This is a genomic window from Comamonas sp. 7D-2 (assembly GCF_022749555.1).
Lineage (GTDB): Bacteria > Pseudomonadota > Gammaproteobacteria > Burkholderiales > Burkholderiaceae_C > Comamonas > Comamonas thiooxydans.
In genome coordinates this window covers 1,542,424-1,566,780 of sequence record NZ_CP094238.1, presented here as the reverse complement: position 1 = coordinate 1,566,780, position 24,357 = coordinate 1,542,424, and the positions used below count along the sequence as shown (strand labels likewise).

The following is a 24,357-nucleotide window of genomic DNA, read 5'->3' as shown; positions in this document are numbered from 1 at the left end:
TTGTTATGTGTGAGATGTCTTCGATCAGCGCTGGGGGCGCGGCATGCCGAGTCCGAACTGGGCAATCAGCTCGCGCTGAATCTCGTTCGTGCCGCCACCGAAGGTGTTGATGGTGGAGGCGCGCAGCTCATACTCCAGCTCGCCCATCAGATAGGAAGCCGCCGAGCCACCACGCACCAGAGCGCTGCTGCCCACGATGTCCATCAATCGATGCAGCACCTCGACCACGCCTTCCGAGCCATAGACCTTGGTGGCAGATGCCAGGCTCACGTCCATGGCACCGGCTTCCAGACTGGCCGCGATGCGGAAGTTGGTCAGTCGCATGGCTTCAAGGCGGGCATAGCACTCCGCAAGACTGCGTCGCACCCAGGCCTGATCGACAGCGCGACGGCCCTGCTCATCCTTGGCCTTGGCCCATTGCAGCACCTTGACGAAGGGGGCAAACACCTTGTCCGACCAGGCCCCCAGACCCAGGCGCTCGTGGTTGAGCTGTGCAGTGATCAGCTTCCAGCCCCCATTGAGTTCGCCGATCAAACGTACTGCCGGCACTTCAACGTTGTCGAAGTACGTGGCTGCCGTGTAGTTGCCCACGGTCTGAATCAGCGTATGCGAAAAGCCCTTGTCCCTGGTATCCACCACCATGATGGAAATACCCTTGTGGCGAGCCAGTTCCTGGTTGGTACGTGCGGCCAGCCACACATAGTCGGCAGATTCGATGCCCGAAGTCCACAGCTTCTGGCCGTTGACCACGAAATGCCCGGTCTGAAGATCGCCCTGCAGCTGAGCCTGTGTCTTGAGCATGGCGAGGTCGGAGCCAGCACCGGGCTCGGAGTAGCCAATGGCGAAAATGATGTCGCCGCTGGCCATGCCGGGCAGAAACTCCTGCTTCTGCGCCTCGGTGCCATGCTCCATCAGCGCGGGGCCGACGGTGCTGATGGTGACGAAAGGCAGGGGAGCTCCGGCAATATTGGCTTCCTCAAAGAAGATCAGCTGCTCGGTGGCCGACAGGCCCTGGCCGCCGAATTCCTTGGGCCAGCCTATGGCCAGCCAGCCATCGCGCCCCATCTTGCGGATCAGTTCGCGGTACTCGTCGCCGCCCTCTGCACCGCGCATGCGGGCCTTGAGCTCGGGCGTCATCAACGCCTGAAAGTAGTCACGGCACTTCAGGCGCAGCGCATGCTGCTCGGGAGTCAGGTCAATGAACATGAATGTCTCCCTTGCAATCAGGCCTCGTCGCCCAGAATCAGGCCGCTGGTGGGCACGCCTGTACCGGCGGTCACCACCATGTTGTGCACGTCCTTGACCTGATTGACGGAGCTGCCACGGATCTGGCGCACGGCTTCGGCAATGCCGTTCATGCCATGGATATAGGCTTCGCCCAGCTGGCCGCCATGGGTGTTGATGGGCATGGAGCCGCCGCGTGCATGCTCGCCGGCGCGAATGAAGTCCTTGGCCTCGCCGCGCTTGACGAAACCGAACTCCTCGAGCTGAGGCAGCACAAAGGGCGAAAAATGGTCGTACAGCACTGCGCTTTGCACATCCTTGGGAGTCAGGCGGCTTTGCTGCCACAGCTGGCTGGCGACATGCCCCATTTCAGGCAGGCCGGTGATGTCTTCGCGGTAGAACGAGGTCATGGACTGCTGACCGTCAGAGATACCCTGGGCAGCCGCCTTGATGTAGACCGGCTTAGCCTTCATCTCACGGGCACGGTCGCTCGATGTGATGACCATGGCCACGGCGCCGTCGGACTCCTGACAGCAGTCCAGCAGGTGCAGCGGCTCGCAGATCCAGCGGCTGGCCTGGTGCTCCTCCAGGGTGATGGGCTTGCCGTAGAAGAATGCGTTGGGATTGGTGGCAGCGAAGTCGCGCACGGCCACGGCCACGCGGCCGAAGTCCTCGCTGGTCGCACCGAAGGCATGCATATAGCGACGGGCAAACATGCCCACCCAGGATGCCGGCGTGTGAAAGCCGTGGGGCATGTACCAGCCATAGTTCACGTTGTCAAAGAATGGCGTGCTGCCAAAGCCATAGCTGCCGGTGCCAAAGCGGTACCAGCTGCGCTCATTCATGGCGCGGTAGACCACGACCGTCTTGGCAACGCCCGTGGCCACGGCCATGGCCGCATGCAGCACAGGGCCGCAAGCCGCACCACCACCATGCGGAACCTGCGAGAAAAAGCTCACATTGCGAGCCCCGAGCAGGCGGGCGATTTCATACTCGGGAACCTTGTCCACGGAGTACGAGGAAAAGCCGTCCACCTCCTTGGGGTCGATGCCGGCATCGCTCAGCGCAGCCAGCGTGGCCTCCATGGCCAGACGCAGCTCGGTACGGCCCGAGTTCTTGGAAAATTCTGTTGCACCCAGACCCACAATGGCGGCGCGACCGGAAATATTCATATCGTTCACAGGAATGTCTCCGCTTGTTGTTCTTAGGCCAGGGCCACTTGCACAGTGCCGCTGACGTGAGAGCCCATGGCATTGCTGCCCTTGAGCGTGATCTGAACGCTGCGCGTGGCCTCGTTCTTCTCGGTCACAGAGCCCGTGAACTTCATGGTGTCGCCGGGATAGTTGGGCGCGCCCAGGCGAATCTTCAGATCCATGAGGCGCGCATCGTCGCCAGCCCAGCTCTCGACAAAGCTCTGCACCAGACCGTTGGTGGTCAGGATGTTCATGAAGATATGAGGCGAGCCCAGCTCGCGCGCGGCATCGCGGTCATGATGTCCGGGGAAATAGTCACGCGTGGCGATGGCGCCGCCGGCAATCAGCGGCACGGTGATGGGCACGCTGACGGGCTGCAGTTCGTCGCCCACGTTTACCGACTCGAAGCGAATAGATTGATTTGCCATGTTGTTGTCTCCTTAGCGGTCTTCGGGCAGGTCGTACTTCCAGCCGAGCGTGTCGTTGTCTGCGAGCCACTGGCCCAGCGCTTGCAGGTGCTGCTCGGCACTGCCGGCCTCGGCAGCCAGTGCACGACACCAGAACATGAAGCGGTGAATGTGATAGGTCACATCCACGCCCATGCCGCCATGCACATGCTGTGCAACGCGGCCTACCTTCAGGCCCAGCTCGTTGGACTGGGCGCGCACCGCGTGGGCCTGCGGCGTGCAAGGCAGGCCGGCATCCAGACGCCAGACCAGCTGGCTCAGTGCGCTGCGCTGCGCCTGCATGAGGATGTAGCCGTCGGCCATCTGGCCCTGCACCAGCTGGAAAGTACCGATGGGACGGTCGAACTGCTTGCGCTCGCTCACATACTCCACGGTGCGGCGCAACTGCTCCTGTGTCACGCCCTGCTGCAGGCTGGCCAGGCAGGCGATTGCCATTTCGTTGACCCAGTCCAGCGCACGGCCGCCCAGCACGGCCAGCACCGGCGTGTTGCGAAAGCTGATGTCTGCTACCGCACAGTAGTCTTCGCGCATGCCGGCCACGCGGCTGACGCCATCCGCCTGCAGGCTCACCAGCACCAGCTTGATCTCATCGCCCGCCGCCGCCGCCACCAGAGCCACCCGGGCCTGCTCGCCCAGAGGCACGGCTTGCAGCTGGCCCTTGAGTCGCTCACCCTGCAGCTCAAGCGCCGGCCCGCGTGCAGCCACTGCGGCCTGCAGCGACAGAGCCAGCAACTCGCCCTCCATGGCGGACTGAACGACTGCGTCCTGTCCCTCGGCAAACCTGGCAATCGCGGCAGCAGCGACCTGCTGCTGCCACAGCGGGACCTGCGCCAGCGCACGGCCTTGCTGCTCCAGCACGGCCAGCATCTCGCTCATTCCCAGACCCAGGCCGCCGGCAGCTTCCGGCACCAGGATGCTGTGCAGGCCCGCAGCCACGCACTGCTGCCACAGATCCTGCATGAAAGGCTGACCCGAGGCATCGTGCTCGCGCAGCTTGTCGTCGGTGCAATAGTCTGCAAACAGGCTTTGCGCCATGTCTGCGAATGCACGCTGGTCTTCACTGAGTTGAAAGTCCATGACGGTCTCCTCGCATCAGCCCACGGGACGGAACTGGGCCAGAGTCAGATCACCGTCGAAGGTGTTGAACTCAACCTGAACCTTCTGACCGATCTGCACCTCGCCGGGCTTGACGCCGACCAGCTGGGCAATCAGACGCACCCCCTCCTGCAACTCCACCAGACCGATGGGATTGGGGTGGTCGAAAGGCGGTACTTCGGGGTAGTGCATGACCACGAACGAGTACACCGTGCCCTTGCCGCTGGCCTGCACCGTGTCCCAGTCGAACGAATGGCACTTGGGGCAGACGGGACCCGGTGGATGGTGCAGATCGCCGCAGCTCTTGCAGCGCTGAATCAAGAGCTTGCCTTCCTTCAGGCCTTCCCAGAAGAAGCGGTTGTCATCGCTCACGCCTGGTGCGGGTCGCTTGATCTTCGGGGCGGCCGCCTGCGCGGGTTCGGCCTTTTGCACATTGGCAGGACGGAACTTGAAGACGCGGAACATCAACTGGCCGACCTTCTCGTCTTCGCCATTCGCTGCCTTGATCGAGAAGTACTCCATGATCTGCGTGACAAAGTAACCCGTGCCCAGGGCCGTGGTCTTCTCTTCGCTGATGGCTTCCAGGCGTGTCGTGTAGTACAGGTCTTCACCTTCAAGCACATCGCGCTCGAAGCTCAGCTCGGAATTCACCGCCACGGTGGAAGGAAAGTCGTGCGCTTCGATCAGCTTCAGAACTTCATAAGGATTCTCTGTCGTGGAGCCTGGCGGGTAGTTGTTCTGCACAGGCCCTTCCATGCACCAGACCTGCAGCATCGCGGGAGGGGCAATGGTCTTGCCATCCTTGTTGGTCTTTACGGCCACACCCATCAGCTCGCTCCACTGACGAATCATGGGGCTGTTGACCTTGTCCCAGGCATAGACACGCCCGTATTGCTTGCCCACGTATGCGCGGACCTCTGCCATCCAGTCTTGATCGGTCAAGATTGTCTCCTTTGAAATTCAGTGTTTTTGTTGCACGGATTCCGAGTTCGATGCGCTCAGAAATGCGGGGCGCTCACCACCGCCATGCAGCAGCAGATTGGTGCCGCTCATGTAAGAGGCGTTTTCGGAAGCCACATACAGACAGGCATTGGCAATGTCCTGCGGCTCGGCCAGACGACCCGCAGGAATGGTCCCGGCGACAGAGGCAATTCCCGCCTCATCCCCGAAATGCAGGTGCGACTGTTCGGTGCGCACCAGGCCGGGGCTGACCGCCACCACACGCACCTTGGGCGCCCACTCCACGGCCAGAGAGCTGACCAGGCTAAGCACCGCCGCCTTGGCCGCGCCGTAGGCTGCCGTACCGGGGGAAGGACGCAGCGCGCTGATGCTGCCGATGCAGACAATCACGCCACCGCCATCCTGCTGCTGCATCACGGCATTGGCGGCCTGCGAGGCGTGCAGGGTCGAGAACAGATTCAGGCGCAGCACGCTTTCATGAAAGCGCGGAGACACCGTGGCGGCATCCACATGGGGAGCGCCACCGGCGTTGTTGACGAGAACGTCCAGACGGCCATGGCGGCGCTGCACCTCATCGACCATGTCCTTGACGGCCTGGGCCTCGCGCACATCGCATGCAACGAAGTCTGCGCTACTGCCATTGATGCTTGGCAACGCTTCAGGTTGCTGACGGCCGCACACCACTACCGTGGCACCTGCCGCGAGAAACGCCTGGGCAATGCCCTTGCCGATGCCCTTGGTGCCGCCAGTGACCAGCACTACCTTGTCTTGAAAGCTTTTGTTCGTATCCATGCCTGCCAATTTAGGTTTCGGCACCAGCAGCAGATACGTCCAAAAGGACGATGTTGCTCCATCCCTTGAAAACGACCATCGTCCCTGTTCAACTCCTTGGGAATTCCTATGTCGGCATCGCTTTCCGCTATTGAAAACATGGACACCGCGCAGCGAGAGCTACTGGTTCGGCATCAGGACCATGGCGTGGCAATCGTTCAGCTCAACCGCCCCGAGGCAACGAACGCGCTGAGTCTTTCTCTGCAGGCTGCGCTGTCCAGGACCTTCGCCGAGCTGAGCGCAGACGCCAGCGTGCGCTGCATCGTTCTGACCGGCGGCGACAAGGTGTTTGCGGCAGGCGGCGACATCAAGAGCATGGACTCCTGCGGCCCCATAGAGATCATGAAGCGCCACACAGAGCGCGTCTGGGCTCCCATTGAGAAGTGCCCCAAGCCCATCATTGCAGCGGTCTGCGGCTATGCCTTTGGCGGCGGGGCCGAGCTGGCCATGCATTGCGACATCATCATTGCCGGGCAAGGAGCCAGCTTTGCACAGCCCGAGATTCGCATCGGCATCATGCCCGGTATCGGCGGCACCCAGCGGCTGGTGCGCGCCGTGGGCAAGTTCCAGGCCATGCGCATTCTGCTGACCGGCAAGCCCGTCAGTGCCGACGAAGCCTATGCCATGGGTCTGGTCAGCCTAGTCTGTGCAGACGATCAGGTAATCCCTGAGGCGCTGAAAATGGCAAAACTGATTGCCAATATGCCGCCACTGGCCGTGGAGCAGATCAAGGAAGTGGTGATTGCCGGCATGGACGCATCGCTCGATGCCGCCCTGATGCTGGAGCGCAAGGCCAACCAGATCCTGTTTGCGACCCGCGACCAGAAGGAAGGCATGAATGCGTTCATTGAGAAACGCCAGCCGGTGTTCAAGGGGGAGTGAACGCATCAATCCAGAGCCGCAACATCGCCTTGCCGGAGGGCGGTGCAGCAGCCCGAGGGGCTAAGGCGGCCCTCAGTCATTGCGCATGCAGCCACCGGCAAAGCTTGACCACAAAGGCTGCGACTCCAGATGCGCATGCTTTTGCTTGAGAGCCGAAAAAGGCGAGTCCAGCGTGCCCAGTGCGATACATATCCAGTCGGCCCAGTCACCGGCCTGTCTGGACCAGAACAGGGATGAGCCGCAGTGCTGGCAAAACTGCCTGTGCACGGAAGCCGACGATGCATAGGATTTGATGTCGCTCTGCCCAGAGACTATGCACAAATCCTTGCGCGGCACGGCGCCATAGCTCGCGAACGCAGCACCATGGCTTTTACGGCACTGCCCGCAATGGCAGTGGGTCACGGCCCTGGGCGGCGACAGCAGCCGATAGCCGACTCTTGCACATAAACAGCTTCCCAGATAGTTATCGGGCACGACTCGGTCTCCAAATCCTCTATCCCCAACACCTGGTCCGCAGGCATCGAATATCTGCCGCTGCGTGTCTGCATGCATCCCATATGCCTTGACCGCCATGGCGCTGCCGGGCAAGGCCGCGTTCCGAATGGAGTTGCCCGGCATACGCTCAGAGCATCATGCCACCAGACACTTCAATGCGCTGGCCCGTGACCCAGTTGTTGCCATCGGCAAGCAATGCGGCAACCGCGGCACCCACATCGTCGGGGCGCCCTGCCCGGCCCATGGCGGTCAGGCCGCTGATATGGGCGTTGAGCTGCGCGTTGTCGCGCACCACGCCGCCACCGAAATCCGTCTCTATGGCGCCGGGTGCAATGGTGTTCACGGCGATGCCGCGTGCGCCAAGCTCCTTGGCCAGGTAGCGCGTCATCACCTCAATGCCGCCCTTCATCACCGCATAGGCGGCGTAGCCGGGGAGACTGAAGCGTGCCAGCCCGGACGAGGTATTGATGATGCGTCCACCGTCCCGGATCAGGGGCAGCAGTTTCTGCGTCAGAAAGAACGTGCCCTTGAGGTGAATATCGAAGAGCAGATCGAACTGCTCTTCCGTGGTTTCGGCAAACGGCGCCACCAGGCCGATACCGGCATTGTTTACCAGATAGTCCAACTGTTCGCGCTGCCAGGTGTCGGCCAGCACGCGCCTGACGCTGTCGGCAAATGCGGCAAAGCTCTTGCTTTCACCAACGTCCAGGCGCAGCGCCACGGCACGGCTGCCCAGCGCCTCGATGCGGGAGACCAGCTCCTGCGCATCGCTTTCGCTGTCCTTGTAAGTGATGATCAGATGAACGCCGAGCTCGGCCAGCTTGAGGGCTTCGCTACGGCCCAGGCCACGGCTTGCGCCGGTGATCAATGCGATACGGGGTGCTGATGCTTGCATGTCGGTCTCATGGAGGATGTCAACAAGCCAGCACTTTAGGTGTTCTCCATTCATGAATAAACACTTTGAAAAAGATCGCACTGTTCACTTTGAAAATACAATAAAGCCATGGATTTCAATGCGCTTCATGTGTTCACCCGCGTTGCCGAACTCTCCAGCTTCACCCAGGCCGCAGAGCAGCTCGGGCTGACCAAAAGTCGTGTGTCTACCGTGGTGCAGCAGCTGGAAAAGCAGCTGGGAACCCGTCTGCTGCAACGCACCACCAGACATGTGCGGCTGAGCGCCGATGGCGAGCAGTTCCTTGAGCGCAGCAAGGAACTCATGGCCGACCTGGAACAGCTGCAAGCCATGTTCCAGCCTGCCGCCAGCGGGCTGCGAGGCAGTCTGCGCATCGATATGCCCAATTCTCTGGCCCGGGATGTCGTCATTCCGAAACTGCCCGAATTCCTCTCGGCCCACCCTTTGCTGGAATTAGGCATCAGCACCAGCGACCGCCGCGTGGATGTGGTGCAGGAGGGCTTTGACTGCGTGGTGCGCATCGGCCCGCTGGCAGATACCGACCTGATCGCCAGCACCATCGGTGAGATGGAGATGTGCAATCTGGCCAGTCCCGCCTATCTGGAGCGCCACGGCACGCCCGCAACACTGGCCGATCTGTCACGGCACCGCATCATTCACTATGCGAACCAGCTCGGGCGGCATGGCGCGGGCTGGGAGTATCAGCACGGCAAGGAGACCGCCTTGCAGCCCATGCGCTGCGCCCTGGTGGTCAACGGCACGGATGCCTACCAGGCAGCCTGTCTTGCCGGCCTGGGCCTGATTCAGGCACCCGTCCGGGGTGCGCGCCATCTGCTCGATCAGGGCCTGCTGGTCGAAGTCATGCCCAACTTCAGGGCGGCGCCCATGCCGGTGTCCCTGCTGTATCCGCATCGCAGGCATATCGCGCCGCGGGTCACCGCATTCCTGAACTGGATCACCGAGGTGCTGGAGCCCCATCTGGCAGACATGGAGCGCGCTTGATGCCTGGCCACGGGACAAGCGTGTTCGTACGCATAATCCGGCGATGACTTCCATTCGAGCTTCCCGCCCCGACGAAGGGGCACGAGCGATCGAGATCTGGCGCCAGGCCGTTGATGCCACACATGACTTTCTGAGTCCGCAGGATCGCGCAGAGATTGACGAGATGGTGTGCAGCTTTCTGCCAAACGCCCCGCTTTGGTTCGCCGTCGACGAGCACGACCATCCCCTGGCATTCATGCTCATGGACCAGGGCCATATGGAAGCGCTGTTTGTGGACCCCGACTTCAGGCACCAGGGCCTCGGTGCGACGCTGGTGCGCCACGGCCTGGCACTGCATCCCGAGATGAGCACCGATGTGAACGAGCACAACGCTCAGGCAGTGGGCTTTTACGAACGCCTGGGCTTCAAGCGCACGGGCCGCTCCCCGCATGACGGACAAGGCCGCGCCTACCCCATCATCCATCTCAAATACGCCAATCCCTGAATGGCCGGCCTGGCTGGACTACGCGCGTCGACCCGGCACGGATCGCAACATCCAGCGCTTCAAATGCTATCTAAATAAGAGCATATTGCGCCTGTCTTTTATTGACTATGACCACAAAACATTCGAAATTCGAATGCAGTCAGGCGCAAGCAGCTTCTGAATACAGAGCATCGCAGTCGCCGGCTGCTGCTGTGTTGCAGCGCCGGCGCCATGGTTTCTCCGGCTCCGGGGCAAGCGCCGCACGCCACACCACAGGCTCGCCATAGACCGAGCAAAGAGATGCGAGATCAGCGCTGCGCCTGCGCAGCAGAATCCGCTTGCCTAGAATCGGCGCCTGTGTCGAAAGAACCGTCATGGCCCGCGCCGTGGCCATGAAAGGCTTTCATTCTTGCAACCGACGGTGTTGAAGATGAGCAAGCCTTTCATATCCCTGTGTCCGGAAATCACGCGGGCCAATGCACTGAATCTGATGGACTGGCTGAGCGACGAAGACGTCGTGCGTCACCTCAGCGATTCGCGTCATGTCTCGCGTCACATAGAGCAGCTCATTGACCGGGTTCAGCTGCCCATACTCACCCATCTCTTCAATCAGGGCGGCCGCTTCTTCATGGCATACGACCGCGACGACCTGCCCGTGGGCTTCGTGCGCCTGATCCGCAATGGACCGGACTGCGAAATCGTGCTGGTCATCGGCAAGCGCGACAACTGGGGGCGCAAGCTCGGTGCCAGCGCCTTGCACGAGGGCATGAAGCTGGCCTTTTTCGACATGCGTGCCGAAAGACTGATTGCGAGGATCCATGCCGACAACACGCGCTCGCTCAAGGCCTTTGCGCACAACGGCTTTGTGCTGGAGAGTGAAACGCCCGCACTCAAGTCCTATGCGATGACGGCGCAGCGCTACCTCCAGCGCTTGCGCGCCGGGCTGCCGGGAGCGGCGGGCGGCATTTGCATCACCGCCGTGGATCAGTCACGCCTCAGAGATCTGCTCGCCCTGGAATGGGAGTCGCAAGCGGTCGATCTGGAGCATGAAATCGAGCGTGCCGCCGTCGTCGATGCCCGGCAGGTGCAGCGCAATGTGGTCACGATGAACTCCAAAGCCTTGCTGCGCCTCGATGAGGTGGCCGTCGAAGTGGCCCTGGTCTATCCCGAGGATGCCGATGACAGTGCAGGGAGGTTCTCGGTCTTCTCGGGCGTGGGCACGGCCATTCTGGGCTGTCGGGAAGGAGACCGCATCGACTGGCGGATTCTCGATCGCACCTGCCATATCCGGATCGAGAAAGTGCTCTACCAGCCCGAGGCAGCCGGGCACTTCCATCTGTAAGCCGGCTCAGGCTGGGGGCATTCACTGCACCGCCTTGAACAACAAAATCAATAGCATCTCCCGCTGTATATCAATGGATTTCAGATTCAAAGAGTCTTGTAATCCTTTCAAATCAGGCGAAGACAGCTTCCATATCAGAAGCAGTCAAGCGCCTGACTCTCATCAGACGGCGGCGTGAATATTCTTCTCGCCAAACAAGGCGCGCATGCTCACCACCTTGCCAGCGCCATTGAAGCGAAAGTGATCGATGGGCGCAATCACGGTCTTGCGGCCCTGATACTCGAAACTGACGGTGAAAGCGAAGGCCGCCTCGTCGGCAACCGCGCGCACCTCCTGCGTTAGCTCCACCGCTAGCGGCAGCTTGAGCGAGTTGGCGTAAAACGCACGAATCGCAGCCGTGCCGTACCTGGGTTCGGAGCCCACGGGGTCTTCCACCGTGGCGTCATCGGCAAACAGCGCGACGATGCCGTCCAGATCGCCGGCGTTCAGCGCAGCCACATAGCGCTGCACAACCGCGGTCATATGTTCTGGGGTATTCATCTCAAATCATCCTTTTAGCAAGCGCCGTTGAAAACCGGCAATGCCCAAACAAGGGACGGCAAGCAAAAAAGCCGCCTTGCGGCGAGGCCATAGTCTCCCTCCCGCAGAGAGAGGGGGAAGACGCAGGGCCTGCCTCGGGGGATGTCAGAACTGTGTCGGACGCATCACCGCATCAATGCCGCCATCAATGACGATCTGCGCGCCATGCACATAGCTTGCGGCCGGGCTCATCAAAAAGGCGATGACCGACGCCATCTCGGACGGCTCGGCTCGGCGGCCCATGGGAGGCACGAACTTGGCAATGGATTCGCCATAGCGCGGATCCTGCAGACCCGCCTGCAGCAAGGGAGTCTCGGTCGCGCCGGGGGCGATGGTGTTCAGGCGCACGCCGGCCTCGCCCCAGGCGGCAGTGCGTTTGCGCACAGCCACCGTCAAGGCATTCTTGCTGCCCGCATAGGCCAGATTGCCGCCCTGCTCTCCCGCTTGTTCGACAATGGCGCGGGCCTTGGCTTCCTCGCCGGCCTCCAGTGCCGGTGCCAGTGGGTTCTTGTCAAAAGCCAGATGCGCGGAAGCCACGGACGAGATGACGACGGCTGCGGGCTGCCGGCCCTGCTTCAGCAACGGCAGAAAAGCATCCATCAGCTCGGTCGCGCCAAAATAATTGACCGAAACCACATTGCCGAGCACCTTGGTCTGCGGCCCCAGGCCGGCGCACAGCACCAGGCCGTCCATGCCCTTGCTGCACTTCGCCAGTACATCGGCAATCGCCTGCTTTCGACCTTCGGCCGTCGAGAGATCGGCAATCACTTCCGCATCGCGTATATCGATGCCTACGATCTGGTGGCCGGCCGCTTCCAGGATCTTGCGCGTAGCGGCACCAATGCCGGTGGCGCAGCCGCTCATCACGATGATGGACATGTCTTGTTTCCTTTTGTCTGGGTGGTGATGGCGCACATCTAAGCCCATCATGAACAGCCAGACTACATGCAAACGGACGATGTAATTCCCCTAGGGAAAATTTACCGTGGCCCTTCCTACACTGGCGCAACATCTGCGCGTGAGGAAATCCAGCCATGTATCCCCATCTCTTCCAGCCCATCACCATCGGCCATATCACCCTGAAGAACCGGGTTCTGATGGGCTCCATGCATACCGGGCTGGAGGATCAGGCGCAGGGTTTTGAAAAGCTGGCCCTCTTCTACACCGAACGTGCACGGGAAGGGCTGCAGCTCATCGTCACAGGGGGCTTCGGCGTCAACGAGTACGCACTGGGAATGCCCGAGCATGCCGAGTTCTCGACACTGTGCACGCCAGAACAGGCGGCGCGGCACCGCCTCATCACCGATGCGGTGCATGCCGAGGGCTGCCATATCCTCATGCAGGTACTGCATGTGGGCCGCTACGACCACGGCAGCGGTGGCGTCTCGCCCAGCAGCGTGCTCTCCAGGCTCAGCAACCGCAGCTCGCGCGAACTCAGCGCGGCCCAGATCGAGCAGATCATTGCCGACTATGTGCGCTGCGCCTGCCTGGCCCGCGAAGCCGGCTATGACGGCGTGGAAGTCATGGGCGGCGAGGGCTATCTGATCAACCAGTTTCTGGCGCCACTGACCAACTTCCGCACCGACGAATGGGGCGGCGATGCCGCCGGCCGCAGCCGCTTTGCGCTGCGCATCGTGCAAGGCATACGCGCGGCTGTGCCCGAGAACTTCGTCATCAGCTTTCGCCTGTCTCTGATGGACCTGGTCGAGCATGGCAGCCACTGGAAGGAAGTGCTGGACCTGGCCCGCCAGCTGGAAGCCGCTGGCGTGAACCTGTTCAACACCAGCGTGGGCTGGCATGAGGCGCGCATTCCCACCATCGCCATGGTGGTGCCGCGCGCTGCATTCAGCTGGGCTGCCGAGCAACTCAAGCAGGCAGTCAGTGTTCCCGTGGCGGCCAGCAACCGCATCAATACCCCCGAAGTGGCCGATGACCTGATTGCCCAGGGTCATGCCGACATGGTGGCCATGGCTCGCCCCTTTCTGGCCGACCCGGCCTTTGTGCGCAAGGCGCAGGCGGGCCAGAGCAGCGCCATCAACACCTGCATTGCCTGCAATCAGTCCTGTCTGGATCGCATCTTCACGCGCCAGCAGGTCAGCTGCCTGGTCAACCCCAGAGCCTGCCGCGAATGGGAATGGCCGCAGGACAAAGCCGCAGTTCCGCGCAAGATCGCCGTGCTCGGTGCTGGACCTGCAGGACTGGCCTGCGCGCGCGAGGCGGCCGACCGAGGCCACAAGGTGACGCTGTTCGAGCCCGGCATCCGCATCGGCGGCCAGTTCTTTCTGGCGCAGAAGGTGCCCGGCAAGCAGGAGCTGGGCGAGACGCTGCGCTACTTCGAGCATGAGATCCAGCGCCTGGGCATAGAACTGCGGCTCAACACCACACCGGACATCGACACCCTGAGCGTCTTTGATCACGTGGTCGTGGCCACGGGAGTGACACCGCGGCGCAGCGGCATCGAGGGCGAGAACAGCTCCAAGGTGGTGGACTATATCGAGGCCTTGCGCAGCCCCCGCTTTGTCGGCGAACGCGTGGCCATCGTGGGCGCGGGGCCGCTGGGCTTTGACATGGCCGAATTGCTGGCCCATCACAAGGCCGACGACGGCAGCGTGGCCGCCTTTGACCGCGAATGGGGCATTGATCCAAAGCGCGAGCAGCGCGGCGGCATCAAGGCCAGCGAGAAAGCCGATTCGCCGCGTCAGATCTGGCTGCTTCAGCGCAGCAAGGCGGCCATGGGCAGCACCTTGCCAACCACCACGGGCTGGATTCGCCGCGCCCGGCTCAAGAACAAAAGCGCACGCATGTTCAACGATGTGGAGTACATCCACATCGACGACAACGGCCTGCACCTGCGCATACGCGGCGAGCAGCGCTGCCTGAGCGTGGACAACATCGTGGTCTGCGCCGGCCAGGAATCACATGACCCCTGGTCATCAAGACTTCAAGCACAAAACATTGCGCACACAGTGATTGGGGGCGCGCGCAATGCCCACAAAATTGATGCAGCGCGCGCCATCGAAGAAGGGGCCGAACTCGGCCGAAAACTATAGGAGACAGCGAAACAAAATGAGCAATCCCCACGCATCAATGCTGGAGCCGGGCCGTATCGGCACCATGGAGCTGAAGAACCGCATCATCATGGCCCCCATGGGCGAGAACTACGGCGGCACCGACGGTATCTGCGGCGAACGCGCCCAGGACTATTACGAAGAGCGTGCCAAGGGCGGCACCGGCCTCATCATCATGGGCACGGCCGCCATCTCCTGGCCCACCGGCACCAGCGAGCCGCACCAACTGGGCATCTCCAACGACAGCTTCATCCCCGGTCTGGCTGAAGTCACGCGCCGCGTTCACTCGCACGGCGGCAAAGTCGCCATCCAGATCAATCACAGCGGCAAGGTCGCTGCCAATGACCGCACCCACGGGCGCGAGATGTGGGTGTCCTCGATTCCGCCCGACGGCCCTGTGGCCGAAGCCATGCGCACCGTCACGCCCAAGGAGTTCTCGACCTTTGTGGGAGTTGGCCCCTACCCCGACCGCTACCGCGTGATGGACAAGGCCGATATTGCACAGATGGTGGAATGGTTTGCTGCGGCCGCCCTGCGCGCCAAGCAGGCCAACTTCGATGCTGTGGAAGTGCACTGCGCGCACAACTACATGATCGCCAACTTCCTCTCTCCCTTTTTCAACAGCCGTACCGACGAATACGGTGGCAGCTATGAAAACCGCAGCCGCCTGCTGCGCGAAGTGCTGACTGCCGTGCGCGAGCGCGTGGGCGCCGACTTCCCCATCTGGGTGCGTATCGACGCCGAGGAAATGCACACGCCCGGCGGCATCACCATGGACGAGGCGCTCAAGACCGCCAAGCTCTGCGAAGAGCTGGGCGTGGATGCCATCAATGTCTCGGCCTATGCGCGCCTGCCCACAGGCACGGCCTTCACCGATGCACCGATTCCGCAAAAGCAGAATGCCTATCGCGAATTTGCCACCGGCATCAAAAAGGCTGTCGGCATTCCCATCATCTCGGCCGGCCGCTGGGAGCTGGATGCCGCCGCCGCCGCCATCAGCAATGGCGAGATTGACTTTGTGGCCATGGGCCGCAAGCTGCTGGCCGACCCCGACCTGGCCAACAAACTGCAAGCCAACGCCGCCCAGAGCGTGCGCCCCTGCATTTATTGCTATGCCTGCGTAAGCGAGATTTTCATCAACAAGGGCATCAAGTGCGCGGTCAACGCACAGACCGGCCACGAGGCGAGCAGGACCATCACCTTTGCCGAAAAGCCCAAGCATGTACTGATCGTCGGTGGCGGCCCTTCGGGCATGGAGGCCGCCCGCGTCGCCGCCCTTCGCGGCCATCGCGTGACGCTGGTCGAGCGCAGCGACCGCCTGGGCGGCACGCTGTTCTTTGCCGCACTGGCCTATCCCGAGAACGGCCGCCTGCTCGACTATCTGGTGCGGCAGATGGACCACCCGAACATCCAGCTGCGCTTGAACACCACGGTCGACGCCGGGCTGCTGGCCGAGCTGCAGCCTGACGAAATTCTGGTGGGCACCGGCGCCAGGCGTGCCGCGCCCGCCATCGAAGGCGCGCAGCAAAGCCATGTCTGGAGCGGCGACGAACTGCGCCGTCTGATGACGGGCGATCGCGCTGAAGAAATTGCCAAGGCCAAGCTGAATCTGGCCGAGCGCGCGCTGTTCAAGGCCGGCGGCATGTTCAAGGTGACGGACAGCACGGCAGCGATCCAGAATCTGTCCAAGCTGTGGATGCCCCTGGGCAAGCGCGTGGTCATCATCGGCGCAGGCCTGGTCGGCCTGGAACTGGCCGAGTTCCTGCTCGATCGCGGCCGCGAAGTCACCGTACTGGACCCCGGCACCCATCCCGGTACCGAGCTGGCCATCGTGCGCCGCTGGCGCGTGTACGACGCCGTGAAGAAGCACGGCAAGCTGCTGATGCAGTCCAACGTCACGCGCATCGATCGCAAGGAAGTCGTCTGGATGGACAAAAAAGGCGAGGAATACCGCACGCCAGCCGACTCCGTGGTGCTGGCCATTGGAGCCGAGGCTGACTCCGCCGTTGCCGACCAGCTGCAATCCCTTACCCGGACTCCCGTGCGCCGCATCGGCGACTGCCAGGACCTGGGCTATATCGAGGGCGCCATGCATTCAGGCCATCAGGCCGGACGCGAAGTCTGAAGATACTCCTTGATAGCTGAAACAGCCTGCGAGCATGGAGCTCGCAGGCTGTTTTCTATTGGAGTCATCGCATTTCGGTAGAACGGAGCAAGAGGCTTAATCTGGCCGGAAGCGGGTCTTCGCAACTGCAGCAAAATAGGCTCGAACCTGCCTCTCACTTTTGCTCCACCAAGGATTGACTGTCCCGATGCCTACGCCTGAGCGCTTCGTTGCGGATGTCCTCCAAAATATCAACAATCGTACGATTCTTGAACGCTGGGATGATTTGAATCTTCCAGATGGCTGGCTTGTTGCAGGCTGCTTATTTCAGACAGTGTGGAATTTGCAGGCGCAGCGGAATCCAGAGGATTCCATCAAAGACTACGATCTCTTCTACTTTGATCCATCGAGCACCACTGACGGTGCGGAGCAGAAGATGCAAGCACATGCCGATCGCGTCTTACGCGACCTGGGCATCAGGATTGAAGTCACGAACCAAGCTCGGGTTCACTTGTGGTACGAGTCATATTTCGGTCGCCCATATAAGGCACTGCGAAGCTCTTGCGAGGGAATAGACCGATTCCTGATCCCAGCTACCTGCGTGGGTCTTCGCCCAGGCGGCCTCTATGCACCGAACAGCCTGGATCTGATCTATGACGGAGTTTTGGCACTCAATCCATTGACCCCGCATCGTGAGCTTTTCCAGCAAAAGGCCGAGTCTTACCAAGCGCGTTGGCCATGGCTGCGAATCGTTGCCCACGGCCATCAGCCTCAGAGAATTGATGCACGCTGCTGATGGGTGCATGCATGTCCGCCCTGGGTCGTGCTGGGACGGTGGCCTACCGGCCACGAGCAGACCTTACACTTCGGTGCAGACCGTTCAATTTACTCACGGCTCACACTATGAAAAGTCTTTCCCATGTCTAAAAGTGACGCTGCAACAACTGTCGTAGTAAGAGAAGTCCAACCACATGACTTTGAAGCCTGGCTTTCACTCTGGGATGGCTATAACGCTTTCTATGGAAGGGCCGGAGCTACCGGACTGGCGAAGGAAATTACCCAAAAGACCTGGGAGCGATTCTTCAATCCCATCGAACCTGTATTTGCGCTGGTCGCTGAAGATGCAGGAGAAGTGGTTGGTCTAGCGCATTACATATTTCACCGTAGTACTACGAGACTTGGTCCGGTCTGCTATCTGCAGGATCTTTTCACGGCCCCGAAAAGGCGTCAGCTTGGAGTTGGCAAGGCCCTGATCAGCAAGGTCTATAAGCAAGCAATGCTGGCTGGCTCAAATCGCGTCTATTGGCAAACACAAGCAACCAATGAAGCCGGCCGAGCGCTCTACGACAAGTTAGCCAAACATGGCGGTTTCATCGTGTATAGCCATGAACTGTAGTCTCTCACTCCAGATGGACGAATGAAGCTCGTCAATTGATGCTGGCTTTGGGTTGACTCGATGCTCGAATGCAGCCGCTGCTTTCAACCTGGACGCTCTTGCCCAATGCCGGTCTCCGCATCGACCTGGTCAGGGCATGCATGGCCCACAACGCCCAGCTCGAGATAGACCCAGCCTCACAAGCTGTATAAAAAAACAGTAGACTTTGGACTTGATTGCTCCAGGAAAAGTCCAGACATGCCAGCAGAACTCGAACCAGAAGACGTCTCCATCTTCGAAGACCGCCTTTGGCACCACAAGGGCTGGGAAGCCCGCGTCATCAAGAATGAAGACGACGATGGATGGGCGGTGTCAATGACTCAGGACGGCCAGGCGGAACCAGCTCTGGTCGGCCCATGGACCATGGGGCGCGACAAGAAGAATCCCAAGCCTCTTGACGTGTCGGCCTTCAACACGCTGGTAAAGACTGCCAGCGAGGTGATACGTCGCCATGAGCAACACCAGGCAGCGCTGCTGCACAAAGCCATACAGATTGAAGTTCGCGGATTGCGCGTGACGGTGGCTCTCGATATTGAGCCCGATGAGGACAATCCCACGGCGACGCTCACTGCCACCGCGGCGGACGACAGCGAATTGGCCAAGGTACGAGTCAGGCCGGACCATAGTCTCACCCGTGCTTCTGCACAGGGCTGGGCAGACGCAGGCTACCCGCGTGAGAGCGAGGACTGAACCTCCGGACAAGACCCTTGCTCAGAAGTCGGGGGGCCCTTTCAGGGCGACCAATGTCCGTAGCATGGCCTTGGCTGCTTGTGGAAGCTGGCTTGAGCACCGGAAGAAAGTAATGCCGGAGAAATTGAGCACACCACCCAGCCGACCTTCCCAGGCATGCCCGACATTGCGGAGCCTCGGTCAAGGAGCTGCATTGACCTGTTGAAACCACAGCCGTCAGCGGACATTGGCTATCGCACCACATCTTCGGACTGCATGAGTTCGCTCGAAAATCAGCCAGATGCCCAACCTCGACCTGTTTGATATCCATCTCCACCGTTGGAGTGCGAAGGCGGCTGGTGACCCCTTCACAACTCATACAAGTGACCTTCTGCCAGTCATCCTTGCAAGGAACTGGGCAGATCTTCCTGCGATGATCAAGATCACGCGAAACCTTGACGAGCGCATCGGAGGCAGAGTGCTTCAATGGTGGGACGGCAATGGAGCAGCGCGAGTCTATGCTTGCGACCAAGATTCAGGAGCGCTGCTGATGGAGCGCGCAACCGGCTCCAGGCATTTGCTGCACATGGCTAGAGAAGGCGAAGATGATGCAGCGACAAGCTGTATCTGCCGCACCATCGAGCAACTGCATTCAAAGAGGTCCTCGGCACCACCCGAAGAACTGCTGCCGCTGACGGATTTTTTTAGGTCACTCGCGTTGATGGCGCAGCAGGAAGGCGGCTTGATGGCCGAATGCGCAACGGTGGCAGCTGAGCTGCTGCATGAGCAGCGCGAGCCTGTCGTCCTGCATGGCGACGCGCACCATGGCAACATACTCGATTTCGACAGACGTGGATGGCTGGCGATAGATCCAAAGCGCGTCACAGGTGAGCGGTACTACGACTACGTTAGCGTGCTGTGCAACCCCGACCTGGAGACTTGCACCGACCCGGGGCGCTTTGCGCGGCAGCTTGCAGTAGTCATCAATGTCACGGGGCTGGAACGTTGGCGTTTACTCAAATGGGTTATGGCTCACGCCGCTTTGTCGGCAGCCTGGTTCCTGGAAGACGGAGAGCGCACCAGGGCCAACAGGCAACTGGCCGTTGCGCATCTCGCCCGACAGGCACTGGGATGAGGCTTCCAGCTCTGCCGCCAAAAAGCCGGCTCTCGGACGGCCGGCCTCGGGTTCACGCGCCGGACCGAGCGCGCAGCGCCGCTTCGAACCGGGCCAGCTCCTGCTGCAGCGTGCCGCGCTGCCTGAAGCGCAGGCCTGCCCGCTCATACCAGTTCTCGGCGTCCTCCAGATCGCCTTCCTGCAGATGCAGCAGTCCGTGCAGCCAGGCCGCGAGCAGGCCTTCATGTCGCTGCACGGCATCGTGCGCGGCATTCCATTGCCCGGCTCGCATCAGCGACAGAATGGCTTGCAGCTGCGCATTGACTTCGCTCATGACAGGACTCCGTCGCGCTCAGGCCAGCAGCGCCTGCTGCACCAGGTGGCTGTCCACATACTGCTCCATGCTCGTGATCCTGCCCTCCTTGAGCCGGTACAGGTGAGCGAAGCCCGCCATCATCGCCTTGCCCGTCTTGCGGTAGGTTCCCGAATAGACGCCGAAAGCTGCCACACGGTCGCCATCGGCCAGGTAGGTGTGGACCTTGGCGCTGTAGCCGTCCCACTCCGTCGCCAGCCGCTGGAACACGCCCGCGACGATCTGCTGCGGGCCGACGTAGGTTCCTGCATAGGGGAAACCGGCGGCCTCGGTCCATTGGGCATCGGGCGCCAGTGCTGCCAGCAGATTCCTGCCGTTCTCTTCGGACGAACCTTCGTAGGTCGCGCGGATGATATCCAGATTGGTGGTCATGGTGTGCATCCCGGGCTTCAGCCCCACTTCATCTCACCCATGGCCACCTTTGCGCCGATCTGCAGCGCGGCGGCCAGGCCGGCGTCAGGGTAGCGCTTGTTCATTGCTGCGATCAGCGCGTCGCCATTGGCCGCCCTGGCCAGCTCCTGTTCGAAGGCCAGCAGGTACTCGCGGGTGTAGTTCACGGCCGAAACATCCAGCGCTTCATGGGCGCCCAGGTGGCCCGGCACGACCACGGCCGGATTGCGGGCGGCGATGGCTTCCAGGTTCTTTACCCAGGCCGCGCGAGAGGCAGCCGTCGGGGTATCGGCCGTCCACACATGCAACCCGGAGAAGATCAGCACGCCACCGAAGACTGCATTCAGCGAGGGGACCCACAGGTAGCGGCGGTTCTCCAGTCCTTGTGCCTTGACGATTTCGATGGTGTTGCCTTCCAGCATCAGTGCAGGGCCGTCATAGGCTTCAGGAAAGACGATGTCGGCGAGCTTCTGCGGACCGTTCTCCTTGAGCTGGGGCGCCCAGGTAGCTATCTTCTTTTGCACATTGGCACGGATGGCGGCAATGGTGTCGGAGGCGGCCAGCACCCTGGCATCGGGGAAGGCGGCCTTGATCGAGCCCAGGCTGAAGTAATAGTCCGGGTCGCTCTGGCTGACGTAGATGGTGGTCAGCTGCTTGCCCGATGCCTTGATGGCTTCGGCCACGGCGCGTCCATCGGGCAGGGAAAAGCCGCCGTCGATGAGAATGGCCTCCCTATCGCCCGAGAGCAGCACGGGCGCACGGAAGAAGCCTTTGTCGCCTGCGGGAAAGTGCTTCCATTGCAGCCTGGAATGGCCGCTCACAGCTGCGGCGCAACCAGCCAGGCCTGTGGCAATGCCGACAGCGGCAGCGGTTTGAACAAAGTCTCGGCGATTCATCATGATGGTCCTTCAGTGAATTTCAAAAATGGCGGGGGTCAGACGCGAAAGGCTCAGGCCGCGCTGAGCTGCTCGGCAAAGGCCTGCGGGTTGGAGTAAGCGGCACTGGAGTTCAGCAATTGGCGCTGGCCATTGGTTTCCAGAATAAAGCTTGGAACTCCACGCGCACCAAGCTGGCTCTGCAGCGCCTTTGCACTCTCGATGCGGGCTCGATTGGCAGCCAGCAGTTCACCATCGGACCGGCGCAGGCTTGCAGCAGCCTGCTCCAGCCCCAGGGCCTGCAGAACGGCCATCAATGTGTCCGGTTGCGTGATGTCCTCGCCATTGACGTAGCGGGCATGCTGAATGGACTCAAGGGCGTCAAGCTCACGCTCTGGGGTGCACAGACTGACAGCGCTCAGCGCCAGGGTGGCCGGGCCGCTGTCGAACAGTTGCTGACGATCCGACAGCACATGGCTGCGGTAGCGCTCGCTAAAGCGCTGCCCCGTCAGGCGCTCGATGCGCTGATCGTTGCTCCAGGCATAGGCGGCAAAGCCATCGTCCATGAGACGTGCACCCGCGCCTGCGAAAAGGCCGCTGGGCAGCAGGCGCAGTTCGACCTCAGGCACTTTGCCCAAGGCCGCCACCGCTGCGGCGGCACCGTAGCACCAGCCGCACAGGGGATCGAATACGTAATGCAGGGTCTTGGTCACCGAGGGCTCCGTTGCTTCAATACCGTGATCGTAGGAACAAAGCATTGACAGAAAAAGCCTGATCGAATAGATAAACTGTATGTCAATAGCAAACAATTCAGAAGAATCCGTCGCCGGCAGGCTTGCCAATCTCAAGCGCCTGGCCTACTTCGCGGCCGTGGTGGAAACCGGCAGTTTCACGGCGGCCGCGGACCGTCTGGGCATCACCAAGGCCGTGGTCAGCCAGCAGGTCGCAAGGCTGGAGCGCGAATTCCACACGACGCTTCTGACCCGCACCACCCGCAAGGTCGTTCCCACCGATGCAGGCCGGATCTTTTATCAACGCTGCGCATCCATCCTCAAGGAAGCGGGCGATGCTTTCGACGAGCTGGGGGAAGTTGCGGCCGAGCCTTCGGGAACCTTGCGTCTGACCGCCCCGCTGGACTATGGCATCACGGCAGTGGTGCCAGCCATCACCGAGTTCACGCGGCACTACCCCCAATGCAAGGTGGACGCCGTGTTCAGCGACCAGCCGCTTGATCTGATGTCGGGGCAGGTCGAGCTGGCAATCCGCGTCGGCTGGCTTTCCCACTTGAATGTGCAGGCCCGTCAGATCGGGAGCTTCAGGCAATTGCTGGTCGCCGCTCCCTCATTGCGCCGGCAAGTGACGCAGCTCAAACAGCCACAGCACATCAGCGAGCTTCCCTTTGTCGCGAACACGGCCTTGCGTGAACCCTGCAACTGGAGCTTCTCGCGCAGCGAGTTGGAGCGCCAGAGCGTGACAGTGCACCCTGTGATCTCGCTCGATGCGACACTGGCCGTGCGCGAAGCCGTGCGTCATGGGGCGGGCTTGTCGGTGCTGCCCGACTTTGCCGTGGCCGATGATTTGAAAAGCGGCGCGCTGATACAGGTGCTGCCCAGTTGGTCGCTGCCATCGGGGGGCGTTCATGCCGTGTTCCCGACCGCACGATTCCGACCGGCAAAGGTCAAAGCCTTCGTGGACCTGATGCAGGAGCAAATCCGCTCCAGAGCATGACCAAGGTCGGCCATCAGACAGCTGACAAGCGGCTCAGGCGATGGCATGCTGAAGCCACATCGGACCTCCACCGCACAGCAGCCACGCCATCCGGGCAGCAGCTTGCAGACCTTGCAATTGCGCTTGACCGGGAACGCAGCGGCTCGATTCCTGCTGCGGATCGAGTTCAAGCGACATCGTCAAGAGTGCATAGAAAAAGGGAGCCCAAGCCCCCTTTTCCTGTGCGAGGCGGTCGCTCCCGCCCGAGCGATGCCATCAGACTCAGAAGTTGGGCGCCTCCACACCTCCGTCCACCCCCAGCACTTTGCCGGTCACCCAGCTCGATGCGGGGCTGGCCAGAAACAGCGCGGCACTGGCAATGTCTTCGGGCTGGCCCATGCGTGCCATGGGTGTGGTCTTTTCCATGCGCTCCTTGCGATCCGGCGTGAGAAACGGTGCCAGTGCATCGGTCATGATGGTGCCGGGCTCGATGGCGTTGATACGCACCCTGGGACCGAAGTCCTGCGCCAGGCAGCGTGTCATCTGGTTGAGAGCGGCCTTGGCCGCACCATAGGCGCTGAAGTACTTTTGCGAGTAGCGTGCCGCCGTCGACGAGATATTGACCACGGCTCCGCCGCCCGCAGCTTCCATGGCCGCAGCCGCCTTCTGGATCAGCGTGTATGCAGGCACCACATTGAAGGCCAGCATGTCGCCCACGGCCTTGCCCGCCACCTTGCGCGGGTCGTTGGGGCCGCCACCGCCCACATTGTTGATGAGCACATTGATCTTGCCCAGCTCCTCCACAGTGCGGACGATGAGCTTGTCCAGATCTTCTTCCTTGTTCACATCGCCCTGCACGGCAATGGCGCGGCGGCCCAGCGCTTCAATTTCGGCCTTGACTGCCTTCAGATCCGCCTCGGTGCGCGCAAACAGCGCCACATCGGCGCCGGCCTTCGCCAGCGTGACAGCGCATGCACGACCGATACCCTTGCCCGCGCCGGTCACCACGGCCACCTTCCCCTCCAGCGAAAACTGGCGAAAAATCTCGTTCATGTCTCTTCCTATGATTGCGTTCAGACCCGCCCATGCTCTGCACGAAACGCGTTCAGGACATCAGCCAAACGGACCATGGGACAAGTCCCATGGCCTGCCCCTGCAGCCTGCGTCAACACGCGA

26 protein-coding genes are annotated in these 24,357 nt (G+C 61.5%); 11 read left to right on the top strand and 15 right to left on the bottom strand.

Going from position 1 to position 24,357, the window contains the following annotated elements:
• Window positions 1-24 precede the first annotated feature (24 nt).
• From MPZ60_RS07080 to MPZ60_RS07055, 6 genes are read right to left on the bottom strand one after another with little or no spacing between them, the layout of a single operon-like run.
• Complete coding sequence (locus tag MPZ60_RS07080) at window positions 25-1,206, bottom strand: acyl-CoA dehydrogenase family protein (protein ID WP_034360310.1); 1,182 nt, start codon at window positions 1,204-1,206, stop codon at window positions 25-27.
• A gap of 17 nt (window positions 1,207-1,223) precedes the next feature.
• Entirely contained in the window at window positions 1,224-2,396 is a 1,173-nt protein-coding gene (locus tag MPZ60_RS07075) for a lipid-transfer protein (protein ID WP_034360309.1), read from the bottom strand.
• A gap of 32 nt (window positions 2,397-2,428) precedes the next feature.
• Complete coding sequence (locus MPZ60_RS07070) at window positions 2,429-2,845, bottom strand: MaoC family dehydratase (protein ID WP_034360308.1); 417 nt, start codon at window positions 2,843-2,845, stop codon at window positions 2,429-2,431.
• A 12-nt stretch (window positions 2,846-2,857) separates the two neighbouring features.
• Window positions 2,858-3,961, bottom strand: coding sequence for an acyl-CoA dehydrogenase family protein (locus tag MPZ60_RS07065; protein WP_034360307.1), 1,104 nt, complete (start codon window positions 3,959-3,961; stop codon window positions 2,858-2,860).
• A gap of 15 nt (window positions 3,962-3,976) precedes the next feature.
• Window positions 3,977-4,921 (bottom strand): Zn-ribbon domain-containing OB-fold protein, encoded by a 945-nt coding sequence (locus tag MPZ60_RS07060; RefSeq protein WP_034360306.1) that lies wholly within the window; start codon window positions 4,919-4,921, stop codon window positions 3,977-3,979.
• Window positions 4,922-4,939: 18 nt separating this feature from the next.
• Window positions 4,940-5,731, bottom strand: coding sequence for an SDR family oxidoreductase (locus tag MPZ60_RS07055; protein ID WP_034360305.1), 792 nt, complete (start codon window positions 5,729-5,731; stop codon window positions 4,940-4,942).
• Window positions 5,732-5,839: 108 nt separating this feature from the next.
• Here MPZ60_RS07055 and MPZ60_RS07050 point away from each other — a divergent pair, with 108 nt between their 5' ends.
• Window positions 5,840-6,652: an enoyl-CoA hydratase gene (locus MPZ60_RS07050; protein WP_012837522.1), complete on the top strand. Its 813-nt coding sequence runs from the start codon at window positions 5,840-5,842 to the stop codon at window positions 6,650-6,652.
• 72 nt (window positions 6,653-6,724) lie between these two features.
• On the opposite strand, the gene MPZ60_RS07045 is transcribed toward MPZ60_RS07050, so the two are convergent.
• Together MPZ60_RS07045 and MPZ60_RS07040 are read right to left on the bottom strand one after the other, a co-directional pair.
• Window positions 6,725-7,126 (bottom strand): GFA family protein, encoded by a 402-nt coding sequence (locus MPZ60_RS07045; RefSeq protein WP_034360526.1) that lies wholly within the window; start codon window positions 7,124-7,126, stop codon window positions 6,725-6,727.
• Window positions 7,127-7,274: 148 nt separating this feature from the next.
• Window positions 7,275-8,042 carry an SDR family NAD(P)-dependent oxidoreductase gene (locus tag MPZ60_RS07040; protein ID WP_034360304.1) on the bottom strand — a complete coding sequence of 256 codons (768 nt, stop codon included), beginning with the start codon at window positions 8,040-8,042 and terminating at the stop codon, window positions 7,275-7,277.
• 108 nt (window positions 8,043-8,150) lie between these two features.
• On the opposite strand from MPZ60_RS07040, the gene MPZ60_RS07035 reads away from it, so the two are divergent.
• From MPZ60_RS07035 to MPZ60_RS07025, 3 genes are all read left to right on the top strand, one after another.
• On the top strand, window positions 8,151-9,062 hold the full coding sequence (locus MPZ60_RS07035; protein WP_242881906.1) for a LysR family transcriptional regulator: 912 nt from the start codon (window positions 8,151-8,153) through the stop codon (window positions 9,060-9,062).
• A 43-nt stretch (window positions 9,063-9,105) separates the two neighbouring features.
• Window positions 9,106-9,546 (top strand): acetyltransferase, encoded by a 441-nt coding sequence (locus tag MPZ60_RS07030; protein WP_034360302.1) that lies wholly within the window; start codon window positions 9,106-9,108, stop codon window positions 9,544-9,546.
• 409 nt (window positions 9,547-9,955) lie between these two features.
• On the top strand, window positions 9,956-10,867 hold the full coding sequence (locus MPZ60_RS07025) for a bifunctional GNAT family N-acetyltransferase/nucleoside diphosphate kinase regulator (RefSeq protein WP_034360299.1): 912 nt from the start codon (window positions 9,956-9,958) through the stop codon (window positions 10,865-10,867).
• Between the two features lie 162 nt (window positions 10,868-11,029).
• Here the strand turns inward: MPZ60_RS07025 and MPZ60_RS07020 are convergent, their stop codons facing one another.
• Window positions 11,030-11,407, bottom strand: coding sequence for a steroid Delta-isomerase (locus MPZ60_RS07020; RefSeq protein ID WP_034360297.1), 378 nt, complete (start codon window positions 11,405-11,407; stop codon window positions 11,030-11,032).
• A gap of 144 nt (window positions 11,408-11,551) precedes the next feature.
• Window positions 11,552-12,325 (bottom strand): 3-alpha-hydroxysteroid 3-dehydrogenase, encoded by a 774-nt coding sequence (locus MPZ60_RS07015; RefSeq protein ID WP_034360296.1) that lies wholly within the window; start codon window positions 12,323-12,325, stop codon window positions 11,552-11,554.
• 155 nt (window positions 12,326-12,480) lie between these two features.
• Between MPZ60_RS07015 and MPZ60_RS07010 the strand changes: the two genes are divergently transcribed.
• The 6 genes from MPZ60_RS07010 (at window position 12,481) to MPZ60_RS06985 (ending at window position 19,857) form a co-directional block, all read left to right on the top strand.
• Window positions 12,481-14,496: an NADPH-dependent 2,4-dienoyl-CoA reductase gene (locus MPZ60_RS07010; protein WP_034360293.1), complete on the top strand. Its 2,016-nt coding sequence runs from the start codon at window positions 12,481-12,483 to the stop codon at window positions 14,494-14,496.
• 16 nt (window positions 14,497-14,512) lie between these two features.
• The gene (locus MPZ60_RS07005; RefSeq protein ID WP_034360291.1) at window positions 14,513-16,639 is read left to right on the top strand and encodes an NAD(P)/FAD-dependent oxidoreductase; all 2,127 of its coding nucleotides are present in this window, start codon (window positions 14,513-14,515) and stop codon (window positions 16,637-16,639) included.
• Window positions 16,640-16,826: 187 nt separating this feature from the next.
• Window positions 16,827-17,414, top strand: coding sequence for a nucleotidyltransferase family protein (locus tag MPZ60_RS07000; RefSeq protein ID WP_034360288.1), 588 nt, complete (start codon window positions 16,827-16,829; stop codon window positions 17,412-17,414).
• Window positions 17,415-17,537: 123 nt separating this feature from the next.
• Window positions 17,538-18,014 carry a GNAT family N-acetyltransferase gene (locus MPZ60_RS06995; protein ID WP_034360285.1) on the top strand — a complete coding sequence of 159 codons (477 nt, stop codon included), beginning with the start codon at window positions 17,538-17,540 and terminating at the stop codon, window positions 18,012-18,014.
• A gap of 237 nt (window positions 18,015-18,251) precedes the next feature.
• Entirely contained in the window at window positions 18,252-18,743 is a 492-nt protein-coding gene (locus MPZ60_RS06990) for a hypothetical protein (protein WP_034360282.1), read from the top strand.
• Window positions 18,744-19,023: 280 nt separating this feature from the next.
• A complete protein-coding gene (locus MPZ60_RS06985) occupies window positions 19,024-19,857 on the top strand; it encodes an aminoglycoside phosphotransferase family protein (protein WP_034360279.1) in 834 nt (277 codons plus the stop codon).
• Between the two features lie 52 nt (window positions 19,858-19,909).
• Here MPZ60_RS06985 and MPZ60_RS06980 read toward each other — a convergent pair whose 3' ends face one another.
• From MPZ60_RS06980 to MPZ60_RS06965, 4 genes are read right to left on the bottom strand one after another with little or no spacing between them, the layout of a single operon-like run.
• A complete protein-coding gene (locus MPZ60_RS06980) occupies window positions 19,910-20,170 on the bottom strand; it encodes a hypothetical protein (RefSeq protein WP_034360276.1) in 261 nt (86 codons plus the stop codon).
• 18 nt (window positions 20,171-20,188) lie between these two features.
• The gene (locus MPZ60_RS06975) at window positions 20,189-20,581 is read right to left on the bottom strand and encodes a nuclear transport factor 2 family protein (protein ID WP_034360523.1); all 393 of its coding nucleotides are present in this window, start codon (window positions 20,579-20,581) and stop codon (window positions 20,189-20,191) included.
• A 17-nt stretch (window positions 20,582-20,598) separates the two neighbouring features.
• Window positions 20,599-21,498, bottom strand: a complete 900-nt coding sequence (locus MPZ60_RS06970; protein WP_034360274.1) for a twin-arginine translocation signal domain-containing protein — start codon at window positions 21,496-21,498, stop codon at window positions 20,599-20,601.
• A gap of 50 nt (window positions 21,499-21,548) precedes the next feature.
• On the bottom strand, window positions 21,549-22,187 hold the full coding sequence (locus MPZ60_RS06965) for a DsbA family protein (RefSeq protein ID WP_034360271.1): 639 nt from the start codon (window positions 22,185-22,187) through the stop codon (window positions 21,549-21,551).
• Window positions 22,188-22,266: 79 nt separating this feature from the next.
• Between MPZ60_RS06965 and MPZ60_RS06960 the strand changes: the two genes are divergently transcribed.
• A complete protein-coding gene (locus MPZ60_RS06960; RefSeq protein ID WP_034360268.1) occupies window positions 22,267-23,202 on the top strand; it encodes a LysR family transcriptional regulator in 936 nt (311 codons plus the stop codon).
• A 261-nt stretch (window positions 23,203-23,463) separates the two neighbouring features.
• On the opposite strand, the gene MPZ60_RS06955 is transcribed toward MPZ60_RS06960, so the two are convergent.
• On the bottom strand, window positions 23,464-24,234 hold the full coding sequence (locus MPZ60_RS06955; protein ID WP_034360265.1) for a glucose 1-dehydrogenase: 771 nt from the start codon (window positions 24,232-24,234) through the stop codon (window positions 23,464-23,466).
• Between the last annotated feature and the right edge of the window lie 123 nt (window positions 24,235-24,357).

Coding starts and splice junctions, on each gene's coding strand:
- MPZ60_RS07080 (WP_034360310.1), bottom strand. CDS start 1,206: ATGTTCATTGACCTGACTCCCGAGCAGCATGCGCTGCGCCTGAAGTGC.
- MPZ60_RS07075 (WP_034360309.1), bottom strand. CDS start 2,396: ATGAATATTTCCGGTCGCGCCGCCATTGTGGGTCTGGGTGCAACAGAA.
- MPZ60_RS07070 (WP_034360308.1), bottom strand. CDS start 2,845: ATGGCAAATCAATCTATTCGCTTCGAGTCGGTAAACGTGGGCGACGAA.
- MPZ60_RS07065 (WP_034360307.1), bottom strand. CDS start 3,961: ATGGACTTTCAACTCAGTGAAGACCAGCGTGCATTCGCAGACATGGCG.
- MPZ60_RS07055 (WP_034360305.1), bottom strand. CDS start 5,731: ATGGATACGAACAAAAGCTTTCAAGACAAGGTAGTGCTGGTCACTGGC.
- MPZ60_RS07050 (WP_012837522.1), top strand. CDS start 5,840: ATGTCGGCATCGCTTTCCGCTATTGAAAACATGGACACCGCGCAGCGA.
- MPZ60_RS07040 (WP_034360304.1), bottom strand. CDS start 8,042: ATGCAAGCATCAGCACCCCGTATCGCATTGATCACCGGCGCAAGCCGT.
- MPZ60_RS07035 (WP_242881906.1), top strand. CDS start 8,151: ATGGATTTCAATGCGCTTCATGTGTTCACCCGCGTTGCCGAACTCTCC.
- MPZ60_RS07030 (WP_034360302.1), top strand. CDS start 9,106: ATGACTTCCATTCGAGCTTCCCGCCCCGACGAAGGGGCACGAGCGATC.
- MPZ60_RS07025 (WP_034360299.1), top strand. CDS start 9,956: ATGAGCAAGCCTTTCATATCCCTGTGTCCGGAAATCACGCGGGCCAAT.
- MPZ60_RS07020 (WP_034360297.1), bottom strand. CDS start 11,407: ATGAATACCCCAGAACATATGACCGCGGTTGTGCAGCGCTATGTGGCT.
- MPZ60_RS07015 (WP_034360296.1), bottom strand. CDS start 12,325: ATGTCCATCATCGTGATGAGCGGCTGCGCCACCGGCATTGGTGCCGCT.
- MPZ60_RS07010 (WP_034360293.1), top strand. CDS start 12,481: ATGTATCCCCATCTCTTCCAGCCCATCACCATCGGCCATATCACCCTG.
- MPZ60_RS07005 (WP_034360291.1), top strand. CDS start 14,513: ATGAGCAATCCCCACGCATCAATGCTGGAGCCGGGCCGTATCGGCACC.
- MPZ60_RS07000 (WP_034360288.1), top strand. CDS start 16,827: ATGCCTACGCCTGAGCGCTTCGTTGCGGATGTCCTCCAAAATATCAAC.
- MPZ60_RS06995 (WP_034360285.1), top strand. CDS start 17,538: ATGTCTAAAAGTGACGCTGCAACAACTGTCGTAGTAAGAGAAGTCCAA.
- MPZ60_RS06990 (WP_034360282.1), top strand. CDS start 18,252: ATGCCAGCAGAACTCGAACCAGAAGACGTCTCCATCTTCGAAGACCGC.
- MPZ60_RS06985 (WP_034360279.1), top strand. CDS start 19,024: ATGCCCAACCTCGACCTGTTTGATATCCATCTCCACCGTTGGAGTGCG.
- MPZ60_RS06980 (WP_034360276.1), bottom strand. CDS start 20,170: ATGAGCGAAGTCAATGCGCAGCTGCAAGCCATTCTGTCGCTGATGCGA.
- MPZ60_RS06975 (WP_034360523.1), bottom strand. CDS start 20,581: ATGACCACCAATCTGGATATCATCCGCGCGACCTACGAAGGTTCGTCC.
- MPZ60_RS06970 (WP_034360274.1), bottom strand. CDS start 21,498: ATGATGAATCGCCGAGACTTTGTTCAAACCGCTGCCGCTGTCGGCATT.
- MPZ60_RS06960 (WP_034360268.1), top strand. CDS start 22,267: ATGTCAATAGCAAACAATTCAGAAGAATCCGTCGCCGGCAGGCTTGCC.
- MPZ60_RS06955 (WP_034360265.1), bottom strand. CDS start 24,234: ATGAACGAGATTTTTCGCCAGTTTTCGCTGGAGGGGAAGGTGGCCGTG.